Annotated in this window: 25 protein-coding genes; 16 read left to right on the top strand and 9 right to left on the bottom strand. The window is 67.3% G+C overall.

Translation table 11 applies throughout. The annotated features are described in order from the left end of the window. Positions 1 to 10: 10 nt before the first annotated feature. The 4 genes from VGK32_14795 to VGK32_14780 all read right to left on the bottom strand — a co-directional run bounded on the left by VGK32_14795 (position 11) and on the right by VGK32_14780 (position 4,935). Positions 11 to 739 carry a hypothetical protein gene (locus VGK32_14795; protein ID HEY3383038.1) on the bottom strand — a complete coding sequence of 243 codons (729 nt, stop codon included), beginning with the start codon at positions 737 to 739 and terminating at the stop codon, positions 11 to 13. A 78-nt stretch (positions 740 to 817) separates the two neighbouring features. Then, positions 818 to 2,851 (bottom strand): diguanylate cyclase, encoded by a 2,034-nt coding sequence (locus VGK32_14790; GenBank protein HEY3383037.1) that lies wholly within the window; start codon positions 2,849 to 2,851, stop codon positions 818 to 820. A 296-nt stretch (positions 2,852 to 3,147) separates the two neighbouring features. Then, positions 3,148 to 4,497: a sigma-54 dependent transcriptional regulator gene (locus VGK32_14785; protein ID HEY3383036.1), complete on the bottom strand. Its 1,350-nt coding sequence runs from the start codon at positions 4,495 to 4,497 to the stop codon at positions 3,148 to 3,150. Between the two features lie 6 nt (positions 4,498 to 4,503). Beyond that, entirely contained in the window at positions 4,504 to 4,935 is a 432-nt protein-coding gene (locus VGK32_14780; GenBank protein HEY3383035.1) for a hypothetical protein, read from the bottom strand. 315 nt (positions 4,936 to 5,250) lie between these two features. Here VGK32_14780 and VGK32_14775 point away from each other — a divergent pair, with 315 nt between their 5' ends. Then, positions 5,251 to 6,156, top strand: coding sequence for a DUF4097 family beta strand repeat-containing protein (locus tag VGK32_14775; GenBank protein HEY3383034.1), 906 nt, complete (start codon positions 5,251 to 5,253; stop codon positions 6,154 to 6,156). Between the two features lie 20 nt (positions 6,157 to 6,176). On the opposite strand, the gene VGK32_14770 is transcribed toward VGK32_14775, so the two are convergent. Next, complete coding sequence (locus VGK32_14770) at positions 6,177 to 6,845, bottom strand: 7-cyano-7-deazaguanine synthase (GenBank protein HEY3383033.1); 669 nt, start codon at positions 6,843 to 6,845, stop codon at positions 6,177 to 6,179. Positions 6,846 to 6,895: 50 nt separating this feature from the next. Between VGK32_14770 and VGK32_14765 the strand changes: the two genes are divergently transcribed. The 5 genes from VGK32_14765 to VGK32_14745 all read left to right on the top strand — a co-directional run bounded on the left by VGK32_14765 (position 6,896) and on the right by VGK32_14745 (position 11,725). After that, positions 6,896 to 7,300: a 6-carboxytetrahydropterin synthase gene (locus VGK32_14765; GenBank protein HEY3383032.1), complete on the top strand. Its 405-nt coding sequence runs from the start codon at positions 6,896 to 6,898 to the stop codon at positions 7,298 to 7,300. A gap of 3 nt (positions 7,301 to 7,303) precedes the next feature. Continuing rightward, positions 7,304 to 7,963, top strand: a complete 660-nt coding sequence (locus tag VGK32_14760; protein HEY3383031.1) for an HAD-IA family hydrolase — start codon at positions 7,304 to 7,306, stop codon at positions 7,961 to 7,963. 37 nt (positions 7,964 to 8,000) lie between these two features. Then, positions 8,001 to 9,209 carry a hypothetical protein gene (locus VGK32_14755; GenBank protein HEY3383030.1) on the top strand — a complete coding sequence of 403 codons (1,209 nt, stop codon included), beginning with the start codon at positions 8,001 to 8,003 and terminating at the stop codon, positions 9,207 to 9,209. 11 nt (positions 9,210 to 9,220) lie between these two features. Then, positions 9,221 to 9,646 (top strand): hypothetical protein, encoded by a 426-nt coding sequence (locus VGK32_14750; GenBank protein ID HEY3383029.1) that lies wholly within the window; start codon positions 9,221 to 9,223, stop codon positions 9,644 to 9,646. Between the two features lie 90 nt (positions 9,647 to 9,736). Next, the gene (locus VGK32_14745) at positions 9,737 to 11,725 is read left to right on the top strand and encodes an ATPase, T2SS/T4P/T4SS family (protein ID HEY3383028.1); all 1,989 of its coding nucleotides are present in this window, start codon (positions 9,737 to 9,739) and stop codon (positions 11,723 to 11,725) included. On the opposite strand, the gene VGK32_14740 is transcribed toward VGK32_14745, so the two are convergent. Beyond that, a complete protein-coding gene (locus tag VGK32_14740; protein ID HEY3383027.1) occupies positions 11,726 to 12,154 on the bottom strand; it encodes a hypothetical protein in 429 nt (142 codons plus the stop codon). A 125-nt stretch (positions 12,155 to 12,279) separates the two neighbouring features. Here VGK32_14740 and VGK32_14735 point away from each other — a divergent pair, with 125 nt between their 5' ends. Beyond that, positions 12,280 to 12,465 (top strand): glutaredoxin family protein, encoded by a 186-nt coding sequence (locus tag VGK32_14735; protein HEY3383026.1) that lies wholly within the window; start codon positions 12,280 to 12,282, stop codon positions 12,463 to 12,465. Here the strand turns inward: VGK32_14735 and VGK32_14730 are convergent. Both VGK32_14730 and VGK32_14725 read right to left on the bottom strand, forming a co-directional pair. Further along, complete coding sequence (locus VGK32_14730) at positions 12,405 to 13,538, bottom strand: hypothetical protein (protein HEY3383025.1); 1,134 nt, start codon at positions 13,536 to 13,538, stop codon at positions 12,405 to 12,407. The two genes, VGK32_14735 and VGK32_14730, sit on opposite strands and share 61 nt — an antisense overlap. Before the next feature lie 40 nt (positions 13,539 to 13,578). Beyond that, on the bottom strand, positions 13,579 to 14,691 hold the full coding sequence (locus VGK32_14725) for an aminotransferase class I/II-fold pyridoxal phosphate-dependent enzyme (protein ID HEY3383024.1): 1,113 nt from the start codon (positions 14,689 to 14,691) through the stop codon (positions 13,579 to 13,581). A gap of 53 nt (positions 14,692 to 14,744) precedes the next feature. Here VGK32_14725 and VGK32_14720 point away from each other — a divergent pair, with 53 nt between their 5' ends. After that, positions 14,745 to 15,425: an HAD-IA family hydrolase gene (locus VGK32_14720; protein ID HEY3383023.1), complete on the top strand. Its 681-nt coding sequence runs from the start codon at positions 14,745 to 14,747 to the stop codon at positions 15,423 to 15,425. 50 nt (positions 15,426 to 15,475) lie between these two features. Here VGK32_14720 and VGK32_14715 read toward each other — a convergent pair whose 3' ends face one another. Continuing rightward, positions 15,476 to 18,211: a TonB-dependent receptor gene (locus tag VGK32_14715; GenBank protein HEY3383022.1), complete on the bottom strand. Its 2,736-nt coding sequence runs from the start codon at positions 18,209 to 18,211 to the stop codon at positions 15,476 to 15,478. 129 nt (positions 18,212 to 18,340) lie between these two features. Between VGK32_14715 and moeB the strand changes: the two genes are divergently transcribed. From moeB to VGK32_14675, 8 genes are all read left to right on the top strand, one after another. Further along, positions 18,341 to 19,510 (top strand): molybdopterin-synthase adenylyltransferase MoeB, encoded by a 1,170-nt coding sequence (moeB, locus tag VGK32_14710; GenBank protein ID HEY3383021.1) that lies wholly within the window; start codon positions 18,341 to 18,343, stop codon positions 19,508 to 19,510. Positions 19,511 to 19,569: 59 nt separating this feature from the next. Next, entirely contained in the window at positions 19,570 to 20,034 is a 465-nt protein-coding gene (locus VGK32_14705) for an Rrf2 family transcriptional regulator (GenBank protein HEY3383020.1), read from the top strand. A gap of 6 nt (positions 20,035 to 20,040) precedes the next feature. Beyond that, positions 20,041 to 21,240: an IscS subfamily cysteine desulfurase gene (locus VGK32_14700; GenBank protein HEY3383019.1), complete on the top strand. Its 1,200-nt coding sequence runs from the start codon at positions 20,041 to 20,043 to the stop codon at positions 21,238 to 21,240. Between the two features lie 37 nt (positions 21,241 to 21,277). After that, positions 21,278 to 21,685 carry a Fe-S cluster assembly scaffold IscU gene (gene iscU / locus VGK32_14695; GenBank protein ID HEY3383018.1) on the top strand — a complete coding sequence of 136 codons (408 nt, stop codon included), beginning with the start codon at positions 21,278 to 21,280 and terminating at the stop codon, positions 21,683 to 21,685. A 32-nt stretch (positions 21,686 to 21,717) separates the two neighbouring features. Further along, positions 21,718 to 22,047, top strand: a complete 330-nt coding sequence (locus tag VGK32_14690) for an iron-sulfur cluster assembly accessory protein (GenBank protein HEY3383017.1) — start codon at positions 21,718 to 21,720, stop codon at positions 22,045 to 22,047. 97 nt (positions 22,048 to 22,144) lie between these two features. Next, positions 22,145 to 22,732: a Fe-S protein assembly co-chaperone HscB gene (hscB, locus tag VGK32_14685; protein HEY3383016.1), complete on the top strand. Its 588-nt coding sequence runs from the start codon at positions 22,145 to 22,147 to the stop codon at positions 22,730 to 22,732. 50 nt (positions 22,733 to 22,782) lie between these two features. Next, positions 22,783 to 24,681 (top strand): Fe-S protein assembly chaperone HscA, encoded by a 1,899-nt coding sequence (hscA, locus tag VGK32_14680; GenBank protein HEY3383015.1) that lies wholly within the window; start codon positions 22,783 to 22,785, stop codon positions 24,679 to 24,681. Between the two features lie 27 nt (positions 24,682 to 24,708). Further along, positions 24,709 to 25,086 carry a 2Fe-2S iron-sulfur cluster-binding protein gene (locus VGK32_14675; protein HEY3383014.1) on the top strand — a complete coding sequence of 126 codons (378 nt, stop codon included), beginning with the start codon at positions 24,709 to 24,711 and terminating at the stop codon, positions 25,084 to 25,086. Positions 25,087 to 25,149 lie beyond the last annotated feature (63 nt).

The following is a 25,149-nucleotide window of genomic DNA, read 5'->3' as shown; positions in this document are numbered from 1 at the left end:
CTCGATCGGGTCAGACGTCGGTTGAGTTTGGGAGATCGGCCCAGTGCTCCGTTCCGATGAGGCGAGGGGCGATGCCGAGTGCCTCGAGTTGGCGCGGCACGTCCTCCACGAGCGAATCAGGCCCGCAGACGAAGCACAACGTCCCGGGACCTTCAATCAACGAGCCCAGTTGCCCGCTGTCGATCCGGCCCCTGGCGCCGGGCCAGCCCTCCGGCGCATCCCGCGTCACGGTCTCGATCAGCCGAATTCGCCCCTCGTCCGCCAGTTGGCGCAATTCCGATCCGAACGACAATTCGTCCGGCGTGCGCGCACTGTGCAGCATGGCCACCCGACATCGCGCATCGCTCATGACGACCTGCCACAGCATCGCCCGGAGCGGCGCGATGCCCGTTCCGCCGCCCACGAACAGGACACGGTGCGCGGCAAGCGGAACCGGAAGCACGAAGGAGCCGGCCGGCCCTTCGACGTCGAGCAGGCGACCGGGGGCAAGCTCCATCACATGCGGCCCCGGGCTCTCGTTGCCGTCGACCTGGACGAGGAACTCGAGCGTGTGCCGCCCCGCGCAGGCCAGCGGCGCGCAGGCAATCGAGTAGGGCCGGCGGTCGGGCTGACCATGGTCCCCGAGCAGGACGTACTGGCCAGCCTGGAACGGGAAGTCGGTCTTGCCGAGGGCAAGCGTCACCACGCGGTTGCGCGGCGTCTCGCGGCGAACGGCCGTCACGGGCAGGGTCAGGAGCACCCGTCCAGGGTACAGGATCCGCGGTCACCAGTGGGATTCGGCGAGCGCACGCCACACGCGAACGTCGCCCTCTACCCGCTAGTTGATTCGTGCGGTCGGCAGGGCGTGGGCGAGCGCCTGGCGCTCGACTTCGTCGGCGAGCGTCACCGGATCGACGCGCCGCGATCGAACAGGGGTGATGCCCTGTTTCCGATTCTTCTTGTCCCGATACATCCGGCCGTCGGCCGTGGCCAGCAGCGCCTCGTAGGTCTCGCCGTCGGTCGGAAACACCGCGGCGCCGATACTCACGCTGAGATTCACGGCGCGTCCCGGCGACGACTCGAACACGACGGCATCGATCGCCTGCTGCAGCTCGACGCGCTTCGCCTCGGATTCCTCCGGCCCGCAGTCGGAGAGGACGACGATGAACTCGTCACCGGCGTAGCGGACGCACAGGTCGTACGGGCGGATGGTCTCCCGCAACACGCGTGCAACCTCGCGCAACGCGCGGTCACCGATGTGGTGCCCGTAGGTGTCGTTGATCTCCTTGAAGTCGTCCAGGTCGAGCACCAGGATGGACACCTGCGTGCTCAGCCGCCTGGCGCGCGACAACTCGCGGCCGAGATGCGTGAACATGAACCGGGTGTTCGGCAATCCGGTCAGCGGGTCGCTGAGCGAGGCTTCGCGGGTCGTCTCGAAGACGATGGAATTGGAGATCGCGGCGGCCGTCTGCTGGGAGATGCGATCGAGCAGGCGCCGATGCTCGTCGTTGTAGAAGTTCGCGTCGGTGTGATAGACGGACAGGGTGCCGATGACGTGATCGTTGAAGATCAGCGGGCAGACGAGTGCCGACTGCAGGCGCGGTGCGGCCGGTGGGACATCCCCAGCCTCGAAGTCGGCGGCCGGTCGCGCGTTGACGAGCGCGCGGCGGTTGCGCGCCACCCATCCGGCCAGACCACGCCCCGGATGCAACGTGATCCGGCTGATGTCGTCCGCATCCACGCCCGACGCGAACTTGCAGCGGATGATGTCGTCCTCGTCGCGCACGAACAGCGCGCAGCAGGAGAACGGCACGAGCGCCGACAGCTTGTTGGCGACGAGGGCCATCGTGTCGGCCACACCCAGGCACGACCCGATCGCCTGCGCGATGTCGTAGAGCGCGTAAATCTCCTGGTGCGCCCGCGCGATGTTCTCGAACGCCGACTTCTCGCCGTGCTCGAGCAGACGACGCGACGTGGACACCGCCGCGCGCGCGTCGACCTCGATGTGCATCGACGGCACCATCGCGTCCTCGACGGCCGGCAGCGAGGGCAGCAGGTCCAGGAACGCGGAGACAATCTGCGGGTCGAGTGCCTTGCCGGCTTCCTGCCGCAGCTTCAGCATCGCCAGGTCGCGAGGCATCCTCTTGTTGTAGGGCCGATCGCGGGTGAGCGAGTCGAAGTAGTCGGCGACCGCGAGAATGCGGGCGCCGAGCGGGATGTCTTCGGCCTTCAGGCCGAGAGGGTATCCCTTGCCGTCCCAGCGCTCGTGATGGCACAGCACCAGCGGCGCGACAGGGTACGGGAAGGGGACGTGCTCGACGATCTCGAACCCGACCTGGGGATGGATCTGGATCTTCTGGAATTCCTCGTCGGTGAGGCGGCCCGGCTTCGACAGGATGTGCTCGGGCACCGCCAGTTTGCCGATGTCGTGAAGCAGCGCGGCCGTCGTCAAACCCTGGATGTTGTCCGCTCCCATGCCGACGGCCTGCGCGAGCGCGCGTGAATAGGCCTGCACGCGGCGAATGTGACTGCCCGAGGTCTTGTCCTTCGCGTCGATGGCCAGGGCGAGGGCCTCGATGGTGGCAAGGTGCAGATCCGACAAGCGACGGTCCCGGCGGGCGGACTCCGCCTGCAGACAGCCCAGCCGGTGGCCCCGGTGCCAGACGGCGGCCGCCAGCCCCACGGCGGCTGCGCCGAGGATGGAGCGGCCATGTTCGACCAGGAGCACGCCGGCGACGGTCGCGGCGATGGCGAGCGGGTAGAGAACGGCAGGCGCGAAAAGAAGGCTGCGCCCGACGCCCCGACCGGATGACAGCCAGGCGCGACGAACGGTCTGGACCCACGAGGCGACGGCAGACCACTTCAGTTCCACTGCACACGTCGTGTAGCAAGAGCGCTGCCGCCAGTCAAATGACGGACGGGCAGTCTCCATAAACAATTGATTGAAATGGTACTTACCGCGACAGTACTCGGCTGTCGCAGCGTCCGGACGTGGGACGGCCGGGGGTAGTCCGTGTGGCAGGTCGTGACACAGGCAACGCGATTTGTAAGCCTAACCCGTTGAGGTTTCGGATGTTCCGGGCGCTCCGCGCAGTGTTCCAATGCAGAACACGCCATGATGGACCATATTACACCGAATAGGCGCATATAGCGCGACAGGTTCGGCTGTCATGGTCTGTTTCGGTACATGGCTGCGCTCGTGTGGGGTTCGAGACCGTATTCCACGATCTTGCGGTACAGCGTGCCGCGGCTGATTTCCAGAACCGCCGCCGCCTCCTTCTTGTTCCAGTTGACGGCCTGCAGCACACGGGCGATGTGGGCACGCTCGACCTGGGCCAGGGAGGGCAGGCGTTCGGACCCCGATTCGAGCGGCTCCCCGCTGGCGTTGAGGAAGTCGACGTCCGTGCCGCGGATGATCCGGCCCGGTGCCGACATCGCCGCGCGTGAGACGGTGCTTTCCAGTTCGCGGATGTTGCCGGGCCAGGCGTAGCTGGCGAACTGTTCGAGCGCCTCGCGCGAGAGGACCTTGCCGTCCATCGGCAGGCCGTTCGCGGCGCAGTAGCGCGACAGGAACCGACGGGCGAGGACGGGGATGTCCACCTGGCGCTCGCGCAGGGACGGCAGGCGAATCGAGAAGGCGTTCACCCGGTAGTAGAGATCTTCCCGGAACCTCGACTCGCGCACGAATTGTTCGAGCGGTCGGTTGGTCGCAGAGATCAGCCGGAAGTCCACCTCGATCGACCGGTTGCCGCCGAGGCGCTCGAACCGTCGTTCCTCGAGCACACGCAGCAGCTTGGCTTGCGCGATGATCGACAGGTCGCCGATCTCGTCGAGGAACAGCGTGCCGCCGTTGGCCAGTTCGAGTCGGCCGGGCTTGCGGTCGTGCGCGCCGGTGAACGCGCCCTTCTCGTGGCCGAATATCTCCGATTCGAACAGCGTGTCGGGCAGCGCGGCGCAGTTGACGGCCTGGAACCGAGCCGTTCCGCGGCGGCTCAGCTCGTGGATCATCCGGGCGACGACTTCTTTGCCCGAGCCCGTGGGGCCGAGTATCAGCACCGAGATGTCGGACTTGGCGGCGGTGCGGATCCACTCGAAGACGATCAGCATCTTCTCGTCGCGGCCGATCATCTCGCGGAAACGCTGGACCGAGGGCGCCTGGTCTTCGTTGCTCACGATCGCGCTGCGTTCGAGGAAATCCTCGAGCAGGCGCGCGACCGGTTCGGGCGCCGGCCGGTTGGCGACGTAACGGACCGGGGCGCCAGAGAGCCGGCGTACGAGGCCGGAGGCGACCAGTTCACTGACGCAATTGTCGACGTCGAGGCGCATGCGCCCGAACACGCGCATCAGGGCTTCGACGTCGAACGACTCGTTCGGCTGCGAGAACAGGTACCGGAGGATGCCGGCGCGCAGCGGCGACTGGACCAGCGTTCGAAAGCGGGACGACTGATCGTGCCCTCCGGCCGCAGATTGCGGCCCCTCGGTCGACGGCGGCAGGGTATCGGGGGTGTCTTCGCCCACTGTCGTCTATTGCGGTGGCGGCGCGGCCGTCGTCGTCGGGGATCGGAAGTAGGCCGACTGATACTTCTCGATCAGTTCCTTGATCCGGATCGCATCCTTCTTGTGGTGGCCATAGCAGCTGATCGGGCTGACGCCGCCGCTCGTCTCGATGAAGACGTCGGAGAACAGCAACTTGGTGTCGATACGGACCGAGGCCACGTGCGCGATGTGGATCGTGTGCTCGAGCTTGCCCACCCACTGCGGCGTGAAGTGGGCGACGCTCGTCGGCGACACCATTACCTGGGTGGGGAACAACCGGTTGCCGCGGCTCCAGCGGCTCGCCCGAAACACGTCGCCCGACGTGAACGGCCGGCCCTTCCTGGCAACGACGAGCAGCAGGACCCCAAGGCACACGACAAGAAACACGCCGACGCCGACCAGGATCCGCGTTTCCAGCATTGCGCCCTATTCTAGCAGCCCGGGATGGAAGTCCAGCGACATTCGACCGCCGACCTATCTCGCCTGCCGCCATTGTCCCGTCGTCGAATACCCCCGGCATTCCAGGCCGTCGCGCCCGGCCAACGGTGCGCCTCGCCCGTAGCGGTGCCAACGCGGCACTTGAGATCGTCCATCGAAGGATTGAGTCCTGAGGGCACGAATACGTTGCCGTATTTGTGCATCGAAGGACTAAGCTGATTTCAGCGGCTGGACACCGGATTCGAGGCCCGAACCTTTGGCGGCGGCGAGCCGTATTAACCCAACGAGGGGGGAATTATGAAGCGTGATGCCTACAGTCTGTTCGGGGCCGCGGCCGTCTGCGGAGCTGCGCTCCTTCTCGGTTCCGCGTGCATGGTGACGGTGGGCGCCGACCAGTATTCAGTGCGCGAGGAGAAACGCTTCACGGTGAACGGCACCCCGGATCTGTCTCTTGCCACGTTCGACGGTTCGCTCGAGATCCGGTCGTGGGACCGCCCGGAGGTGCTCCTCGAGATCGAGAAGCGCGCTGGGGACAAGGCCCAGGCCGACAGCATCGTCGTCACTGCGGAACAGACAGGGAATACGATCCGGCTCGAGATCCGGAGGCCGGTCGGCCGCCAGATGATCGGCTTCAAGCGGTCGCCGAGCGCCCGGGTCATTGCCTCGGTTCCGAAACGCTGCAACGTCGTAGCCCGGAGCGGCGACGGTTCGATCGCCATCGAGCGGATCGAGGGCACGCTCGATCTCAACACCGGCGACGGCAGCATCAAGGGCGTGGACCTGGCCGGGTCACTGCGGGCTCACACGGGCGACGGCTCGCTGCGCTTCGACAACATCAGTGGTGCGGTGGATCTCGACAGCGGCGACGGCGGTGCGCGCGTCTCCGGCGCGCTGAAGTCCGTGAGGCTGAAGACCGGCGATGGATCGGTCGAGGTGCGGGCGGAGGACGGCAGCGCCATGGCGGACGACTGGGAGATCCGGACGGGTGATGGTGGCCTGCGCCTGGAGTTGCCCGAGCACTTCAGCGGGAATCTCGATGCCAGCACCAGCGACGGCGACGTGCGCGTTGACGGGTTCGGCGACCCGACCGTCGGCGGGAGGGACGAGGAGAGCCGCCGGGAACTCAGGCGCGCGATTGGCGGCGGTGGCAAGTTGCTCCGCCTGCGGAGCGGAAGCGGATCGATTTCGGTGAAGCGGCTGTAGCCGATGGGTGGGGCCGCCGTTCATCGCGGCGATGCCGCCCGGTAGTCCGTCGGATCCTGGATTCCCGCTTCGGCAAACGCGTCCCGACGTTCGCGACACTTGCTGCACGACCCGCAGTGCCGGCCGTCTGTCGGCTTCATGCACGACATCGTCAATTCGAAGGGGACGCCAAGCGAGGAGCCCAGCTTGATCACGTCCGCCTTGTGGAATGCCGCGAACGGCGCCTCGATGCGCAGGTCGTGAGCGAGCCCGAGCGACAGCGCGCGCGCCGTGGCCGCGAAGAACTCGGGCGTCGCGTCCGGGAACGGATTCCCGGCGAGCGGTCCGATCACCAGGCGCGGAATGCCTCGAAGCGCGCACAGCACGCCCGCCTTCGACAGCAGCAACAGGTTGCGGCCGGGAAGGTAGACATCTTCGTCAGGCGTGTCGTACGCGGGGGGCGTTCCCCGCAGCGCCCAGTGGCTCTCCGGGTAGAGATCGGTGACATCCACCCGGAGGCGGGCCAGGGCGGCGACGCGCCCGGCGCACGCCGGCGCTGCCAGAAATCGCTCGGCGAGCGCGATCTCCTCGCGCTCCCACGCCAGTCCGGCGCTCACATAGACCGGCTGCACCCTGACCGCCCGGGCCTCGTGCGCCACGAGGACCGCGCTGTCCAGCCCGCCCGAGAGAAGAACCGCGACCTGGCACATCGGATCCTCCAGGGAACCACTTTCCGTTTCTGCCGCGGTAGAATCGAGACATGTACTCCGTGACCAAGCGCATCGACTTCTGCTATGGCCATCGGCTGCTCGACTACGGTGGTGTGTGCAAGCACCCCCACGGGCACAATGCGCTGGCCGAGATCGAGGTCCGGACCAGCACGCTCGACAATCGCAACATGGTCTGCGATTTCAGCGACATCAAGCGCATCATCAAAGAATGGATCGACCGTGAGTTGGATCACAAGATGATCCTCCGCCACGACGATCCCCTCGTCGCTCCGCTCAAATCCCTGGGCGAGCCGGTCTTCATCGTGGACACGAACCCCACAGTCGAGCTGATTGCCAAGCTGATCTTCACGTATGCCAAGGACCAGGGCTTTGGCGTCGTGAAGGTGCGCGTGTGGGAAACGCCCACGTCGTTCGCCACGTACCTTGGGGACTGACCGGTGATTCGACTCGTCGTCTTCGATCTCGACGGCACGCTGATCGACTCGATTGGGGATCTGGCGCTTGCCGTGAACCGTCTCGTCGCGGAGTACGGCGGCCGCCCGCTGCGGGACGAAGACGTGGCGCGCATGGTGGGCGAAGGCGCCCGCCTGCTGGTCTCCCGCGCGCTCAGCGCGGCCGGCCTCGGCGTCGCGGTGCAGGACGCGCTCCCGCGGTTCCTCGAGATCTACGACAGCCTGCTGCCCGGCGTCACGCGCCCCTATCCGGGCGTTCCCGAGATGCTGTGCGAGGCGTCCGCCCGCGCGTCGCTCGCCGTCCTCACCAACAAGCCGACGGCCGCCACGCAGAAACTCCTCGACCTGCTCGACCTCGCGCCGTTGTTCCGCGAAGTCATCGGCGGTGACAGCCCGTTCCGGCGCAAGCCGCATCCCGACGGCCTGTTGCATCTCGTGCGGACGGCCGGCGTCGACGCGGTGTCCACCCTGATGGTGGGTGATTCCTCGGTGGACGTCCGCACAGCCCACGCGGCCGGCACCCGCGCCTGTGTTGCACGCTACGGCTTCGGCCAGCTTACCTTCGACCGCGGCCAGCTCCACGGAGACGAGACCTTCGCGGACGACCCGCGCGGGATCCTCTCGGCCATCACGGCCGCAGGGTGATTGAACGGACAGCCGCCTTGGGACACAATCCGCTCTCATGACACACCGGGCACTGCTCGTCGTCCTGCTGATCGTCGCGGCCTTCGTCGCGACCGCCGTCCTGGCCGGCCGAACCGGCGCCCAGGAGTGCACAACCGCGATCTTCGCCGGCACGTCCACCGCCGACGGCCGCCCGATGCTCTGGAAGAATCGGGACACCGACCGGCTCTCCAACAAGGTCGTCTTCGTCGAAGACAAGCCCTACACCTACCTGGGCCTCGTGAATGCCGACGATGCCGACGGGAGGATGGTGTGGGCGGGCGTGAACTCGGCGGGATTTGCCGTCGCCAATTCCGTCGCCTACAACCTGCCGCAGATGCCGGGCGAACAGGCCGACCTCGAGGGCATGATCATGGCCGACGCCCTCCGAACGTGCGAGACGCTCGCCGACTTCGAGCGGTATCTCTCACGCAACGTCGGTCCAGATCTGGGCAGCCGGGCGAACTTCCTCGCGATGGACGCCAAGGGCGGCGCCGGGATCTTCGAGACGCACAACCACGGCTTCAACAGAATCGACGCGGCCGCCGCCCCGACCCACTACCTGGCCAACACGAACTTCTCGCGAAGCGGCAGTCCGGACCAAGGGGCCGGGTACCTGCGATTCGAGCGAGAGACAACATTGCTCGAGGCGGCCAAGCCGGGCGGCTTCACGCCAGCGTGGGTCCTGCAGACGGCCGCGCGCGACCTGGGGCACGCCCTCCTGTCGCACCCGGCGCGCGAAGACTGGAAGAAGCTCCCGGCTGACCGCCCCACGTGGGTGCACAGCAACTACACGATCGACCGGGCGAGCACGGCGAGCGTGGTCGTCGTCCACGGCGTGAAGCAGGGCGAGGACCCGCGTCGGACGACCATGTGGGTGGCGCTCGGGGAGCCGGTCTGCAGCGTGGCGGTGCCGTTGTGGGTGGCGGCGGGCGTGCCACCGAGTGCGCTGTGGGAAGGAGAGCGGTCCGCGCTGGCAACCGAGAGCCTGCGCCTGAAGGACCGGCTGCGGCCTCTGAAGGCCCGCGAGCGCAAGGAGTACGCGGACCTGTCGAAACTCGACAACGCGGCCGGAACCGGCTGGCTGCCGAAGCTCATCGCGGCCGAGGACGAGACCATGAGCCAGGCGTCGGCACTCCTGGCGAAGAACCCGTCGCCGGCCGATCTGGCCGCTCTCGAGAAGGCGGCAGCCGAGCGGGCGCTGTCGCTGCTGAAGAGCATCAGGTAGATCGGGCCGTCATGGACCTCGATACGTCAGCCTGGTCGGGCGACGGTGACTTCACCATCCGTCTGCTCGAGACGCTGAGGGCCATCGAGGAGATTGCCTTTCTCCGGCTCCAGGATGCCCCCGCCAGCGGGACCGGGGCCGGCTACGCCTTTCTCGCGAACGAGATATTTGTCTCCTTCGTGACGGACCTTCGTCTGGAGCGCGCCTGGCGCTTCGGCCTCATTCCCGTCACCCGGCGGGTGATCGTTCCTCGGTTGAGGCTGGCCGGCCTCGAGGCGCGGCTTGCGCCGGTCGAAGGAGTAGGGTCCGCCGACTACTCCGACAACGGCATGCTGCAGTACCTCCGGACGGAACGCGTGATTCCGCCCTACCAGACCCGGGGTTACAAGCTGGTTGAGATGGTGCGGGTGTACGAAGTGTCGCGCTCCGAGGGCTAATGAGCTCAACGGCTCCGGCCGAGACTGAGTGAGAGAGCAGCCGAGCTCGACGCGCGGCTATGTGTCACCGGTGTCAGGGGAGCGAATGCCTTGGTCAACTCACTGTTGACCGCCATCGTGCGAGCGGACGGCGACGCGCTGGTGATGCACGTCGGGGAGCGCCCCTACGTCGTCGCACCAGCCGGCCCCGTTGAGCTGTCGGCGCGACCGCTCACGCTCGAGGCCGTGGCCGGGATGCTCGGCCAACTCCTCCCCGCAGACAGCCGGCGAACGCTCGAGGAACTCGGGGCCGTCGAGCATTCGTGGTCGACATCGGCGGAAACCTACGGGGAGCGGTTCACGGTGGTGGCCGCCCGTGGCGGCGACGACATCTGGATTGAAATTCGCCGGCACCGAAACGTCCCGACCGACGTTGAGCCCGCGAAGCCGGCCGAGCCAGTCCTGGACGTCGAGGCCGCGCGACCCGCTCCCGCACCCCCGGTAGCCGTGACGCGCGCGCCTGTCGTCGAGTCGGCCTCGCCGGCATTTCCTCTGCTTGGCCCCCCCGGGCGGCCATCCGCTCCTGCGCCCGCCATGGCGGTGCCTCCGGCCGTCAGGCCACTGCGGGCCGAGCCCATTCCCCCCCCTCCGTCCCCGAAGCAGCCGCTGCGGATCGAGCGTCTGCCCGAGACGATCACGGAGACGGCTGCGCCCGTGCCTCCGGAGTTGCCTGTCGCGCGTCCGTCGGCGGTGGCCGAGCGACCGAGGGCCGCCATCGAGCGACACGTCGAGCGGGGCGCGCCAGGAGCGGACCGGCAGGCGGCGCCGAACGAACCCCGAGCGGCGGCACCCGAGCGCCCGGTGCCGGAATTGAAACGACCGGCGCCAGCTCCTCAGCGATCCGCCCCGGCGCCAGGTGCGGAACAGGTGCCGGCGGTCGTGTTGCCGCTGGCACGCAACCCGGTGCGGGCGGAGGCGGGAGGGCGTGCGCTGTCCCCACCGCGAATCGCGGGCTTGGATCGGTTACTCCGACTGGCCGCGGCACGCGGGGCCAACACGCTGTACCTGATGGCGCAGGCGCGGCCATCGGTTCGCGTCGACGGAGAGATTGCGGCGCTCGACGGCGAAGCGGTGCTGACCGCGCCCGAAGTCGAATCGTTGCTGCTCGACCTGGCGCCCGAGCGCAATCGTGAGGCGCTGCGGAACGGGGAAGGCACCGAGTGGATGTCGGAGGTGCCGGAGGTCGGCCGGATCCGCTGCCAGAGCTTCCGCGACCACCGCGGTCCCGGTGGCATCTTCCGAATGATCTCCACGCGGCCAACGTCGGCCGAGCAGCTCGGCCTCTCGCGTGAGATCCAGTCGCTCTGCGCCGAGCCGGAAGGCCTCGTGCTCGTCGCGGGGCCGCGCTCGAGCGGCAAGTCCACGCTCATCTCCGCGTTCGTGGACTTGATCAACCGCACCCGAAACGACTACGTCATCACGATCGAGAGCCTCATCAAGTGCGCGCACGAGAGCCGCGGCTGCCTTGTCAGCCAGCGCGAGGTGCGGGGCAATGCCGAGGAGGTGGCCACCGTCGTTCGCGCGGCGCTGCGCGAGAACCCGGACATCCTCGTCATCGAGGATCTCCGTTCCCCCGAAGTGATTGCGCTCGCGCTCGAGGCCATGGAAGCCGGGCATCTGGTGATTGGCGCCGTGGCGGCGCACACGGCAACGACCGCCATCGGCCGCATCCTGGATCAGTTCCCACCCGAGCGTCGCGACCAGGTGCAGTTGATGCTCGCCGAGGGGCTGCGGGGGATCGTCTCGCAGGTCCTGCTGCACAAGACCAGCGGCGGTCGCATCGCAGCGCGCGAGTTGCTGATCAACACGCCATCGATCTCCAACCTGATCGCCGAGGGACGCATCAGCCAGTTGCCGCTGGCACTCGACAACGGACGCAAGCACGGCATGGTGCCGCTCAACGACGCGCTGGCCGCGTTCGTGCAAAGCGGGATCGTGGACGTCAAGGATGCCTACCGGAAGGCCTACGAGCGCCAGGCGTTCCTCGCGGTTCTGCGCCGCGAAGGCGTCGACACCTCCTTCGTCGAGCGCCTCGCCTGACTACCGTTCCGTCAACTCCCCAACCCGCGCCAGCAGGAACGACAGCACGTCCTCGTCGGTGACGCTGTTGATCGGCGCGTCGGGACGCAGCAGGCCCTCGCTCGTCGTGACGTTGCGGCCGCGGGTGTGGTTCACCCGAGTGGCAATCTGTGGTGGGTCGAGCGAGGTGTCGAGCCACACCTCGATGAAGTCGTCGCCCTGGCGTTCGGACACCAGCCGCACGCCCTCGGCGGGCGTGAAGACGGTGAACGGTTGCCCTTCCGCCTTGGCCACGTTCGCGAACGTCCGGAAGACGGGCGTCGCCACGTCGCGAAGGAACGCGTCGTAGGCGGTCGATGCCATCTCAGCCCGCGCGCGCTTCTCCGCGCCAGCCTTCCTTGCCTGATCGAGCGCGTGCCTGAACCGTCGCCGGATGTCTGAGATCTCCATAGCACTGAGCATCGTACAATAGAACGCGCCGAACGCCGCCGTAATTGGGCGGCGGACGACAACAGAGGAGCACACGAATGGCCATCACGGTGTACTCGGGCAGTCATTGAAGGTCGTGCCAGAAGGTGAAGGAGTTTCTTTCACGAGCCGGCAGGACCTATTCGGTCAAGGACGTCGATACCGATCCGGACGCCTACAGCGAAATGGCGGCGCTCGGCCTGATGACGATTCCCGTGACCATCATCGGCGACTACGTGGTCCGAGGCTTCGACGAGAGGAAGCTGCGGGAGGCATTGGAAGCCACGACCTGATTCCTCGCGGCAACCAGATCGCTCACCAGCGCATACGCCGTCTGCGTCAGGCCGCCGCCGAGCTGAACGATGGCGAACCGACCGAGCAGGTCCGTGTCGAGGAGCAGGGCGTTCTGCTGGTCGCGCAGCGTCGCGAGCAGATCGTCTGCGGGCAGTTCCTCCGGCGCCACCCGTGCACGGACCTCGCCGCCACGCCGCTCGGCGCTGGCCACGAGCTTGAGACGGCGCCCGCGCGCGACCGCCGCCCGCACGTCGGCTCCGGTCAGCCCGCCTATCCCTGTCCGCTCCACTCGCTGAGGCGTCAGCGCCCCGCCCATCAGCACGTTGGCGATCGCCGATGCCTTGGCCGCCGCATCCCAGCCGTCCACGTCGAGCGACGCATCCGCTTCCGCGATGCCGGCTGATTGCATCTCGGCGAGCGCCTCATCGAACTCGCGACCGTTCTCCATCGCCGTGATGATGTAGTTGGTCGTGCTGTTGACGACCCCGCGAAAGCCGTTGACGTGAACCGTCGGGAGCGTCTCGCGGGCGAGATTGAAGATGGGGATGCCGTCCATCACGGCACCTTCGAAGAGGAACGAGCGGTTCGACGTGCGCGCCAACCCCGCGAGTTCGGCGTACGCGAACGCCGCCGGGCCCTTGTTGGCGGTGACGACGTGTGCGCCCGCGCCTAGGCCGGCTCGAACGTGATCGATGGCCGGCTGTCCCGCGTGGATGTCCAGCACGGTTGTTTCGACGACCACGAGAACGCGGGAGGCGTCGAGCGCCCTGACGCCGGCCGCCACCTGTTCGATGAATGCCGTTCCCGATCGGGGCTCGGCACCGACGTCGGCCGGAAAGGAAGAGGGTGCGTCGAGCGCGCCCAGCGCCTCGCCACGCTCGACGAGGCCAACCGCGCGAGGCACATCCAGGCCGCGCAGATCTCGCGCCACGCCGTGCCGCCCGGTCGCGATGCCGACGATGCGGCACTCGAGATCGTGGTCGCGCCGCAGTTCGTCGGCACGCTCGTCGAGGAGCCGGACGAAGCGCCGGCCCACGTTACCGAACCCGACCAGTGCGAGATCGAGCAGCATGACTCCGCCTCCAGGCGTTCACGATGGTCCGCCTGACCGCCTACGCCCGAAGCAGCCCCTCCAGCCGCCGCAGCCCTTCCTGCAACGCGGCGGCCGGGCCACCGAAGCCGATGCGCAGGTAGCCGTCCATGCCGAACTGATCGCCGGGGACGATCAGCACGCCCCGTTGCTCACGCAGCCGGTTCGTCAGCGCCGACGAGTTGACCGCGCGCAGATAGCGGACGTAGACAATGGCACCGGCCTCCGGGGGAATGAACGAGAACATGTCGGGCCGCGCCGACAGCCAGTCGCCCAGCGCCGGGAAGTTCGCGCGCAGGATTCCGCGCGTCCGGCCGAGAATCCGCGCCCGCTGCGCGGGCTGGAGGGCGAAGGCCGCGAGGCGATCGTTGATGGCGCCGGGTGCGATGCTCGTGTAGTCGTGGTAGGCCCAGGTCGTCTCCACGAACGCGGGCGGGCCGACGATCCAGCCGATGCGCAACCCGGGCAGTCCGTACGCCTTCGACAGGCCACACGTCACGAACGCGCGTTCGTATCGGCCCCAGATGGACGGTGTCTCCACACCATCGAGTTCGGCCCCCCGGTAGATTTCGTCAGAGAGCACCCACGTCCCGTGCCGGCTGGCAGCGCGGCAGATTGCGTCGAGGTCGGCGGCGCCAAACCTGGCCCCCGTCGGGTTGTTCGGGTTGCAGATGAGGAGCAGCTTCGTCTTCGGAGTGAGCAGCGTGGCGAGTTCGTCCACGTCGGGCCGCCACTTCCCATCGTGTTCGCGGAGCGGCCACTCGCGCAGCGTTCCGGCGAACGCGCGCGCGAGACCCCACGTCTGCATGTAGTTGGGAGCCATCATGACGACTTCGTCGCCAGGCTCGAGCAGGCTCCACGTGCTGCAGAAGTTCGCCTCGGATCCGCCGTTGGTCACGTGAATGTGCGACGGCGTCGCGTCCGGGTACATCGCCGCGATGGCGGTTCGGAGCGCCAGCGTCCCGTTGGTCTGCGGATACCCGAGTGCGACCTCGAGCATCCGCGCGCGGTCCGCGTCGGTCTCGAGCAGTTCGCCGACCGTCAGCGGGTGCACGCCGCTCTCGGACAGATTGATCTCGACCTGGTTCTCCCAGATCGACTGCATGCGTTCCATCACGAAGGAGTCGATGCGCATGAACCCTCCCGGTTCGCTGCTGGACACCAGTCTATGGTACAAGAGATCTGACCATGATGACTTCCGTAGACGCAGTACTCTTCGATCTCGATGGGACGCTCGTCGACACGATCCCGCTGATCCTGTCGTGCTACACGTATACGCTCGCGACACACCTCCCGGGATTCGACCCGGGGCGCCGCGTGATCATCGGCAACCTCGGGCGGTCGCTCGACGAGATTCTCTACGACTACGCGGCTGCCGCCGGCGTGGCCGACCCGAAGGCGATGTCGCGCACGATGCTGGACACGTACCGCACCTATCAGCGCGGCGAACTCGACCGGCAGATCCGGTCATATGACGGGATGCGCGAGACGCTGGCGGAGTTTCATCGCCGAGGCTTGACGCTCGGCGTGGTGACGAGCAAGGTCGAGTGGGCCGCCCGCGAGTGTTACGAGCGCTACCGCATGGACGAGTTCTTCAGCGTCGGCGTGTTCCACGACGACACGGTCCGGCACAAGCCCGATCCGGAGCCATTGCTCCTCGCGGCGAAGAAGGCGAACCTGGCCGTCGAGCGGACCGCATACGTCGGCGACAGCATCCACGACATGGCCGCGGGTCGCGCGGCCGGCATGCGCACGATCGGCGCGCTGTGGGGACCCTCCGAGCCCGGCGATCTCGAGGCCGCCGGGGCCGACGCGCTGGCACGGTCCCCCGCCGACCTGCTCACAATCGTCGTGACCCAGCGCACCTGAGCCGAGAAAACCGGGAAGGCGGACCACCGGCCGGTAACCGCAACCGCCCTCTAGAATCTCGCCCTCCACCCGACGACGAGATTGATCCCTGGTGCGTCGATACCCCAGGCGATGCCGCGGTAGTTCCTGTCGCCGATGTTCTCGACCTGGAGCGTCACCTCGTGGCGCGTCGCGAGCGTGAGCGCCGCGCGCACGCCGACGGTGACATAACCCGGCACCTCCGTGACGAGCGGCGCCGAGTCGACGCCGACGCCGAGCACGCGCGCCTGGATCTGCGCGAGCGTCTCACCGGTGATGAGGAGGACATCGTCAGCCGTTCCGGCGATTCCGTCAGGCCCGGTGCCCACCCATCCCCGCGCCGTCGCACCGTTGTAGAAGAAGTTCTTGATGTTCGAACGCGACCGTGTCGCGCCAGTCCGACGGTCCTCGAGATCGAGCGACGACAGCCGGCCCTGCGTCGCAGCCGCGTGCAGGTAGGGTTCGACAAACCAGCGCCCGCCTGGCTGCATGTACCGCACCCTGACGTAGGCGTCCGCTGCCGGCGTCCCGCCTTCGATGTTTGGCGGCAAACCCGTCGACCGGTCGGCCGCGTGCAGATAGGTGAAGACGGTGCCGATGGACAACGCGCGCGACAATCGCCAGTCGAGCGTGTGCTCGACGCCGTAGATCCGCGCGTCACCGACGTTGGTCCGCACCAGCACCGGCGACGAACTGGCTGAAACGAAGACCGCACCGTTGGCGTTCTGCGACATGATCGGCTGGTCGCCCAGCGATTTCCCGACGGCGCCTTGCGGCAGGATGAGTGCCTGGTAGGCGATGTTGTCCGAGACGTCGTTGATGAACGCCGAGAGATCGGTCGAGAAACGGCCGGTTCGCAGGTGCAACCCGCCGTCGTAGCTCAGGCTCGTTTCGGGTCCGAGCTGCTCGACCGGTTGCCCAGTGGACACCGCGGTCGACCCCGCCGTGGTGCCCACCGTCGCGTTCATCCCCTGGACCGACGAAGCCGATACCTGGAAGCCGGAACCTGTCAGCCCGAGGGTGCCGAGGTCGGTCACGTGCGGCGCGCGGAATCCGCGGCTCACGCTGGCGGTGAGCGTGAGGCCCTCGCGACCCGGCTTGGCCACCACGCCGGCACGGAACGTCAGGTTCGAGACCGACAGCGAGTCGTTCGGCCAGAGCGGCTTGCCGCCGATTAGCGGGCGGTCGGCCGCCAGCGATTCGTACGACGCGTAGCTGTAGCGCAGGTTTCCAACGACCTGCAGCCGTCCGGGGATGGCGTCGAACGAGTCCTGCACGTATGCCCCGTCGCTGCGATACGCCGCGTGGTCGGGCACCCGGCCGCGCCGGGTGGCGGATGCCTGCGTCACCGGGTTGAACGAGAAGGACGGGGCGTGAATGCGCTCGGGATAGAACTCACCGCCGATCAGGATGTCGTGGCGCCCCTTCAATCGGCGGGTGGCGTTCGCCTGGAATCCGTGCGCATTGGTTCGCTCGAACTCGTGCGTGATGGATCCGCGCGGGTTGCCGTTCCCGCCCTGGTTCACGCGCTCCTCGCGCTGGGAGTTGAACGAGTAGGTGATTGTGGCCTGATCGAACCACCCGAGGCCCGTTCGCTGGTACTTGACGTAGAACAGGTCGAGCATCAGGTTGCGGAGGTCGGCCACGAGGTTCCCGTCCCCGCCCAGCAGTTGGTCGTACCGCTTCCCATCGTCCTGTTGCGCACGGCTGTAGAAGGCCATCAGTTGCTGGTCCGGCGTGGGCGCCCAGTTGAGGCGCACGAGACCGCCGTACTGCGTGAACGCCGTGTCCGGGAGATGCGCGTCCATGAGGCGATTCGAGCTGATGCCCAGGAACCGCGTCACGGCCGCATGCGAGTCGATCCCCTCCCCGGTTCGAATGTCGTTGATCCGGCGGGCCGCGAGGTTTGCGAAGATACCGAGTTGGCCGCGACTGTAGCCTGCCGAGACGTTGGCGCCGCCGCTCCAATCCGCCGTGCCGCCGTTCAGGGCGACCGCGCCGTGAACACGCGGCTCATCAGCGGTCGCGAAGGTCGGGACCTTCGAGAGGAACTGCACGCTGCCGCCGATCGCGTCGCTGCCGTACTGCGCGCTGTTCGGTCCCCGCAGGATCTCGATCGCCTGGAGACTGGTCGGTTCGATCAGGTCGAGGAACGTGCTCACGCCGCCACGCGCGGCGGATGTCGAGTAGCGCACGCCATCGACGTACACGCTCACCTTGTTGCCCGTCAGCCCCCGCACGTAGATCCCGGCCATCGTCGGGCTCGTGCGGAGCAGGTTCACGCCCGACTCCTCGGAGACGGCCTGTGCGACCACCGAGTGTGCGCGCGAGGCGATGTCGTTCGCGTCGATGACCGTGACGGCCTGAACCGAGGCAGCGGCCTGCTGCACCGTTCCGCGGCTGGCCGTGACGGTGACATCCTCACGTACCGGCTGGGGTTGCAGGGTGATGGCGAGGCCGGGCAGACCCGCCGCCCCGGCGACGACCGCCTGCCGCACGTCGCCGAAGCCCGGCGACGACACGATGAGCAGGTAGCGCCCCGGGCGGATGTCCGGGAACGTGAATCGCCCGGCGGCATCGGTCGAGCCCGCCGCGACAATTCGCTGCTCGGCGGTCACCAGGGACACGCTCGCCCGAGCAACGACGGCGCCGGACGAATCCTTGACGACTCCAGACACGCTCGACTCGGCGAGCACCAGCGAAGCAGAGAGCACGATGAGACAGACGACCGCGACAGTGACATGAAGACGAGACGCGCCTGAGGACATGGACACTCCTGATGACGACAAGGGCGGGCCATTCTGTCCCGGACGGCAACTCTACTACCAGCCACCGTATTACCAGGCCGTACGACAAGGCCGTTCCGCCTTTGGTACAATCCCCCTGTTATGTCCGACATGCCTCCGACGTCTGCCGCCGCGCCGCTACCCGAACTCTCCCACGACGAGGTGCGGCGCTACAGTCGGCATCTCCTGTTGCCCGAGGTTGGCGTCGAGGGGCAGCGCCGGCTGAAGCGGGCGCGCGTGCTGTGTGTCGGCGCCGGGGGCCTCGGCTCGCCCGTGGCGATGTACCTGGCCGCGGCCGGCGTCGGCACGCTCGGCATCGTCGACTATGACGTCGTGGACTACAGCAACCTCCAGCGCCAGCTCCTCCATATGACGCGCGACGTCGGGCGCCCGAAGGTCGAGTCGGCGCGCGAGCGCCTCCTGGCGATCAATCCCGACGTTCACATCGACACGCACGAAGTCGCGCTGTCGTCGGCGAACGCATTCGGGTTGTTCGCCGGCTACGACCTCGTCGTGGACGGCACGGACAACTTCCCGACGCGGTATCTCGTGAACGACGCCTGTGTCCTCACGCACAAGCCGTATGTGTACGGCGCGATTTTCCGGTTCGAGGGACAGGCGTCGGTGTTTGCCACCGAGGACGGCCCGTGCTACCGCTGCCTCTATCCCGAGCCGCCGCCGCCCGGACTCGTGCCGACGTGCGCCGAGGGCGGTGTGCTCGGCGTCCTGCCGGGCATCATCGGCACCATCCAGGCGACCGAAGCGCTGAAGCTCGTCCTCGGTGCCGGTGAGACGCTGGTTGGGCGGTTGCTCATTCTCGATGCACTGCGGATGCGGTTCCGTGAGGTGCGCCTGCAGCGCGACCCCGAATGCCCGATCTGCGGCACCGCGCCGTCGATCCGCGAGCTCCAGGACTACGAGCAGTTCTGCGGTGTCGCGCACTCGACCGGGCAGGTCGTCGAGAAGGGGTTCGACATCACGCCCGAGGAATTGAGGCGGGCGCTCGACGACCAGGTTCCGCCGGTATTGCTCGACGTGCGCGAGCCAATGGAGTTCCAGATCAACCGCCTCCCCGGTGCCGTGCTGGTGCCGCTCGGCACCCTGCCCGACCAACTCGGGCACCTCGACAACACCCGCGACTTCGTTGTCTATTGCCACTACGGCATCCGGAGCGTGCGCGCCGTCGAGCTCCTGCGCGGCGCCGGCTTCAGGGCCCGCAACCTCGAGGGCGGCATCTCCGCCTGGGCCGACCGGGTGGAACCGACGATGGTGCGGTATTGATTTTTCCCGCCCGAGGCCGCTAAAATACGACTTGAGAGGTCGTATTTAAGGCAGAGCCTATGCTCAGGTTGTCGAAGAAGGCAGACTACGCGCTCATCGCCATGAAGCATCTTGCACTGCGCGAGGGGCTTGGCTCCTCCAGCGCCCGCGAGATTGCGGAGTTGTACTCGATTCCGGTCGAGTTGATGGCGAAAGTGCTCCAGCGTCTGGCGCGCCGCGGCCTGCTCTCGTCGCAGCAGGGTACGCGCGGCGGTTACCAGCTCACGCGTGGGTCAGCGACCATTTCGGTCGCCGACGTCATTCAGGCGATCGACGGTCCGCTGACCGTCACCGCCTGCTCGGCCCACAACGAACGGTGCGGGCAGTTCGCCACCTGCAACGTGCGCGACCCGCTCTGGAAGATACGGGAGCGGATCGTGACGGCCCTGGCGACGTGCACCGTTTCGGAGATGGCCGCCGAAAGCCCTCTGGATTCCGCGACGGCGCCCGCCTCCCGAACGGAAGTCATTCCCCACGCCGGGTAGAGGTCTATGCTCAAGTTCCCGATCTACATGGACAACCACGCGACCACACCCGTCGATCCCCGGGTGCTGGAGGCGATGCTGCCGTACTTCACCGAGCGCTTCGGCAACGCGGCCAGCCGGAATCACTCCTTTGGCTGGCAGGCCGAGGAAGCCGTGGAAGTGGGTCGCAAGCAGATCGCCGAGTTGATTGGCGGGACCGCGAAGGAAATCGTCTTCACGAGCGGCGCGACGGAGTCCGACAACCTCGCGATCAAGGGTGCGGCCCACATGTACCGCGAGAAGGGCGACCACCTGATCACGGTGGTGACCGAGCACAAGGCCGTCATCGACACCTGCAAGCACCTCGAGAAAGAGGGCTGCGCGGTGACGTACCTGCCGGTGAAGAAAGACGGCCTCGTTGATCTGGATCAACTCGTCGCCGCGATCACCAGCCGTACGATCCTCATCAGCGTGATGGCCGCGAACAACGAGGTGGGCGTGCTGCAGCCGATCGCCGAGATCGGGCGCATCGCGCGCGAGCGGGGCATCCTGTTCCACACCGACGCGGTGCAGGCGGCCGGCAAGGTGCCGTTCGACGTCAACGCCGTGCAGGCCGACCTGGTGTCGCTCTCGGCGCACAAGATGTACGGGCCGAAGGGCGTGGGCGCGCTCTACGTGCGGCGCCGCAACCCGCGCGTGCTGCTGACGCCAATCATCGACGGTGGCGGCCACGAGCGGGGCATGCGGTCGGGCACGCTCAACGTTCCCGGCATTGTCGGGTTCGGGAAGGCGGCGGCGATCTGCCGCGAGGAACTGCCGACCGAAGGCCCGCGGTTGACTGCGCTGCGCAACCGGCTGTACGACGGCCTGAGGCGCGAACTCGACGAGATTGTCGTCAACGGCTCGATGGAGCACCGCCTGCCGGGCAACCTCAACATGAGCTTTGCCTACGTCGAGGGCGAGTCGCTGCTGATGGGCACCAACGACGTCGCCGTCTCGTCCGGGTCGGCGTGCACGTCGGCGACGCTCGAACCGTCCTACGTCCTGAAGGCGATGGGCATCGGCGACGAGATGGCGCATTCGTCGATTCGGTTCGGCCTCGGACGGTTCAACACCGAGGAAGAGGTGGACTACGTGGCGGACAAGGTGGCAGCGGTGGTGAAACGGCTGCGCGAGATGTCGCCGCTCTACGAGTTGGCGAAGGAGAATACCAGCGCTCGACCGTAGCCGAGAGCCTGGAGCCCAGAGCCCACGAGGGGGACGTATGTCGTACTCGGAAAAAGTCATCGACCACTACAACAACCCGCGCAACGTCGGGTCGCTGTCGAAAGACGATGCCACGGTTGGAACCGGGCTCGTCGGCGCGCCGGAGTGCGGCGACGTGATGAAGCTGCAGGTCAGGGTGAACCCCGAGACCGGCGTCATCGACGATGCGAAGTTCAAGACGTTCGGGTGCGGGTCGGCGATTGCGAGCTCGAGCCTGGCCACCGAGTGGTTGAAAGGGAAGACGCTGGACCAGGCGCTCGAGATCAAGAACGTCGACATCGTGCAGGAGTTGAGCCTGCCGCCGGTCAAGATCCACTGCTCGGTGCTCGCCGAGGATGCGATCAAGGCGGCGATTGCCGACTACAAGCGGAAGCAGGCAGAGGACAACGGGAAGAAGGCACTGTAGCGCGGGTCCCTCGGACCCGCGGGAATTCTGTTATGGCAATCCAGGTGACCGACACGGCGGCAAAGCGGATTCGGATGCTCATGGCCAAGCAGGGGCTGACCGAAGGCGGTCTGCGCGTGGGCGTGAAGGGCGGAGGCTGCTCCGGCCTCAGCTACACGTTCGCGTGGGAGACGCAGGCGCGCACGGGCGACCAGGTGATCGAGGGGCCGGACGACACCAGGATCTTCGTCGACACCAAGAGCCTCCTCTATCTCGACAACACGGTGCTCGACTACGACACGAGCCTGATGAGCAAGGGGTTCGTCTTCCAGAACCCGAACGCGAAGGGCACCTGCGGGTGCGGCACGTCGTTCACGGTGTAACGTGCCCCACGACCGGACCCTCACGCTCCAGTCGTGCCGCCACTGCGGCGCGGGTGCGCCCGCCGAGGCACACTTCTGCCCCCAGTGCGACCGCATCATGACGCTCGCGCGCCACGGCGACTACTTCAGTTTCTTCGGCCTGCCGCGCAGGCTGACGATCGACCAGGCCGATCTCGATCAGCGACTCCGTCGTCTCAGCCGGCAGTTCCATCCGGACTACTTCTACACGGCGTCGACCCCCGAACGCCTCGCGAGCCTGGAACGCTCGTCGTACCTGAACGACGCGTACCGGGTGCTGAAGCAGCCGCTCGATCGCGCGGAGTATCTCCTCAAGATCGAAGGGATGCCCGCGATGGGACGCCACCAGGACGCGAAGGAACTTCCAGCCGGCGTGCTGGAAGACGTCTTCGCGTTGAACGAGGAACTCGACGAGATTCGGGCTGCGCGGGCGGCAGGCACGCCGCGCGAGCAGTTGCAGGCACGCGTCGAGGTCGCCCGGCGTCCGATCGACGAGCGCGCCGCGCGCCAGGAGGCGCGACTGCAGGAGTTGTTCGAGCGCTGGGACCGTCTGGTCGACGGGCAGGCGACACCCGAGACCAGGCGCGAGACACTCGAGGAGCTTCGCCGGCTCTTGCAGGAGCGCAGCTACGTGGCAAACCTGCTCGCCACCGTGACCGACCTGTAGGTCACCATTGACCGAGCGGGACGGGTGTCTCGCCCGTCCGACATGCGTCTATGTCCAGAGTCGTTGGCATCGATCTCGGCACCACCAACAGCCTCGTCGCCTGCGTCGAGCGCGGCGGGCCCATCGTCATCCGCGACGAATCGGGCGACGGCCTGCTCCCCTCCATCGTCTCCGTCGATGGCGGCGGGACCGTCTTCGTCGGGCGCGAGGCGCAGCGTCGTCTCCTGACCGACCCGCTCCGCACGGTCTACTCGGTCAAGCGGTTCATGGGCCGGGGCAGCGACGATGTGCGGGACGAGGCGAAGCTGTTCCCGTTCCGGTTCCAGGGTGAAACGGGCGGCGTGTTGCGCCTGGGCCTTGGCGATCGGCTGTTCACGCCGCCGGAGATCTCGGCGTTCATCCTCCGCGAGCTGAAACGGCGGGCCGAAGAGTACTTCCAGGCGCAGGGAGAATTCGATTTCGAAGTGGATCGCGCCGTCATCACCGTCCCGGCCTATTTCAACGACGCGCAGCGGACGGCCACGCGCGACGCCGGCCGAATCGCCGGCCTCGAGGTGCTGCGGATCATCAACGAGCCGACGGCGGCATCGCTCGCGTACGGCCTGGATCGGCACAAGAGGGGCACGATTGCCGTCTACGACTTCGGCGGCGGGACATTCGACATCTCGATCCTGCGCGTCGAGGACGGTGTGTTCCAGGTGCTCTCCACCAACGGCGACACACACCTGGGCGGCGACGACATCGACAACCTGCTGGTGAGCCTCGTGGTGGCCGACATGAACGGGGGGGATGCCCATGGTCCGGGCGTGGCACAGGCGTCCTCGCCCGTGCGTGATCTTCCTCCCGCGCTCCTGCAGGCGATCCGACAGGCGGTCATCCAGGCGAAGTGGGACCTCTCGGAGCGCGACGAGACCGAGATTCGCGTGCAGGCCCCGGGTGGCGCCCGCGAGGAGGTCTTCAGGCGCCGCATCACGCGCGCGGAGTTCGAGACGATCATCGGGCCGGTCATCGACCGCACCGTCGAGCCGTGTCGGCTCGCGCTGGCCGATGCGGGGCTCGAGCCGTCGCAAGTTGACGAAGCCGTGCTCGTGGGCGGATCCACGCGCATTCCGCTCGTGCGTCGCGCTGTGCAGAGCCTGTTCGGACGATTGCCGCACGCCGAGTTGAATCCGGACGAGGTCGTCGCGCTCGGCGCGGCCGTGCAGGCCCACATCATGATCAGCGGCAGCCGCGACATGCTGCTGCTCGACGTCACGCCGCTCTCACTCGGCATCGAGACGATGGGTGGGGCGGTGTCGAAGATCATCCTGCGCAACTCCACGATTCCGGCGAGCGGCACCGAGATGTTCACGACCTTCGTGGACAACCAGACGGCCGTGGACATCCATGTCCTCCAGGGGGAGCGCGAACTGGTGAGCGACAACCGGTCGCTGGCGCGTTTCAAGCTCCGCGGCATCCCGCCGATGCCCGCCGGATTGCCACGGATCCAGGTGCGGTTCCAGATTGACGCCAACGGCATCCTGAGCGTCAGCGCGCGCGAATTGCGCACGGGCATCGAGCAGACGATCGAGGTGAAGCCGTCGTACGGTCTGACCGACGAGGAAGTCGAGCGGATGCTGATCGAGTCGTTCGAGCACGCGAAAGCGGACGTCGAGGCCAGATTCCTGATCGAGACCCGTAACGAGGCCGAGACCGTGATGCGCGCCACGGAGAAGTCGCTGCGGAATCCCGATCTGGCCGCCGTCGCGGCCACCGACCTCGCGCCCGGCGAACAGGCCGCGATCGAGTCGGCGCTGGCCGATCTCCGCAGAACGATGGAATCGAACGACCGCGCCGCGATCGAGCAGAAGACCAAGGTGCTCAACGACGTCACGCGTCACCTGGCCGAGGTGATGATGAACCGAAGCGTCAAGGCTGCGCTGGCGGGGAAGAGCGTGGACGGGATCTGAGCCGGTAGGCGGGGAGGCGGGAACAGCGTGAACGTCACCTTCATCCTGGACGGTGAGCCGAAGACCTTCGCCATCGATCTGGCGACGCTGTCCTACCAGCGCCACGGAGTGCCGGCGTCGCTGCTCGATGTCGCGCTGAACGTCGGCGTGCCCCTCGAGCACGTCTGCGGCGGCAACTGCGCGTGCACGACGTGTCACGTCATCATCCGGTCCGGGATGGAGCACCTCAGCGAGATGGACGACAACGAGGCGGATCGCCTCGACACGGCGTGGGATCTGACACCGGCATCCAGGCTGGCGTGTCAGGCCGTGGTGAAGGGTGACGTGACGTGCGAGATCCCGGCCTACACGAGGAACTACGTGGAGGAGGGCGGGGGAATCCGCCTCGGTGCGGCCAGGCGCTGAACAGGAAGCTGCTCTTTCTGTTCTCAGGCGGCCGCCCGGCCCGGGGCCGCGCGGCGAGGACTC

It is taken from the genome of Vicinamibacterales bacterium (assembly GCA_036504215.1).
GTDB lineage: Bacteria > Acidobacteriota > Vicinamibacteria > Vicinamibacterales > Fen-181 > FEN-299.
Note: the sequence above shows the minus strand (reverse complement) of the source record. Positions and strands in the feature narration are given on the sequence as shown.

Coding starts and splice junctions, on each gene's coding strand:
- VGK32_14730 (HEY3383025.1), bottom strand. CDS start 13,538: ATGCTGCTCGATCTCGCACTGGTCGGGTTCGGTAACGTGGGCCGGCGC.
- VGK32_14690 (HEY3383017.1), top strand. CDS start 21,718: ATGGCAATCCAGGTGACCGACACGGCGGCAAAGCGGATTCGGATGCTC.
- VGK32_14765 (HEY3383032.1), top strand. CDS start 6,896: ATGTACTCCGTGACCAAGCGCATCGACTTCTGCTATGGCCATCGGCTG.
- VGK32_14770 (HEY3383033.1), bottom strand. CDS start 6,845: ATGTGCCAGGTCGCGGTTCTTCTCTCGGGCGGGCTGGACAGCGCGGTC.
- VGK32_14755 (HEY3383030.1), top strand. CDS start 8,001: ATGACACACCGGGCACTGCTCGTCGTCCTGCTGATCGTCGCGGCCTTC.
- hscB (HEY3383016.1), top strand. CDS start 22,145: ATGACGCTCGCGCGCCACGGCGACTACTTCAGTTTCTTCGGCCTGCCG.
- VGK32_14715 (HEY3383022.1), bottom strand. CDS start 18,211: ATGTCCTCAGGCGCGTCTCGTCTTCATGTCACTGTCGCGGTCGTCTGT.
- VGK32_14780 (HEY3383035.1), bottom strand. CDS start 4,935: ATGCTGGAAACGCGGATCCTGGTCGGCGTCGGCGTGTTTCTTGTCGTG.
- VGK32_14740 (HEY3383027.1), bottom strand. CDS start 12,154: ATGGAGATCTCAGACATCCGGCGACGGTTCAGGCACGCGCTCGATCAG.
- VGK32_14775 (HEY3383034.1), top strand. CDS start 5,251: ATGAAGCGTGATGCCTACAGTCTGTTCGGGGCCGCGGCCGTCTGCGGA.
- VGK32_14725 (HEY3383024.1), bottom strand. CDS start 14,691: ATGCGCATCGACTCCTTCGTGATGGAACGCATGCAGTCGATCTGGGAG.
- VGK32_14700 (HEY3383019.1), top strand. CDS start 20,041: ATGCTCAAGTTCCCGATCTACATGGACAACCACGCGACCACACCCGTC.
- iscU (HEY3383018.1), top strand. CDS start 21,278: ATGTCGTACTCGGAAAAAGTCATCGACCACTACAACAACCCGCGCAAC.
- VGK32_14705 (HEY3383020.1), top strand. CDS start 19,570: ATGCTCAGGTTGTCGAAGAAGGCAGACTACGCGCTCATCGCCATGAAG.
- VGK32_14750 (HEY3383029.1), top strand. CDS start 9,221: ATGGACCTCGATACGTCAGCCTGGTCGGGCGACGGTGACTTCACCATC.
- moeB (HEY3383021.1), top strand. CDS start 18,341: ATGCCTCCGACGTCTGCCGCCGCGCCGCTACCCGAACTCTCCCACGAC.
- VGK32_14720 (HEY3383023.1), top strand. CDS start 14,745: ATGATGACTTCCGTAGACGCAGTACTCTTCGATCTCGATGGGACGCTC.
- hscA (HEY3383015.1), top strand. CDS start 22,783: ATGTCCAGAGTCGTTGGCATCGATCTCGGCACCACCAACAGCCTCGTC.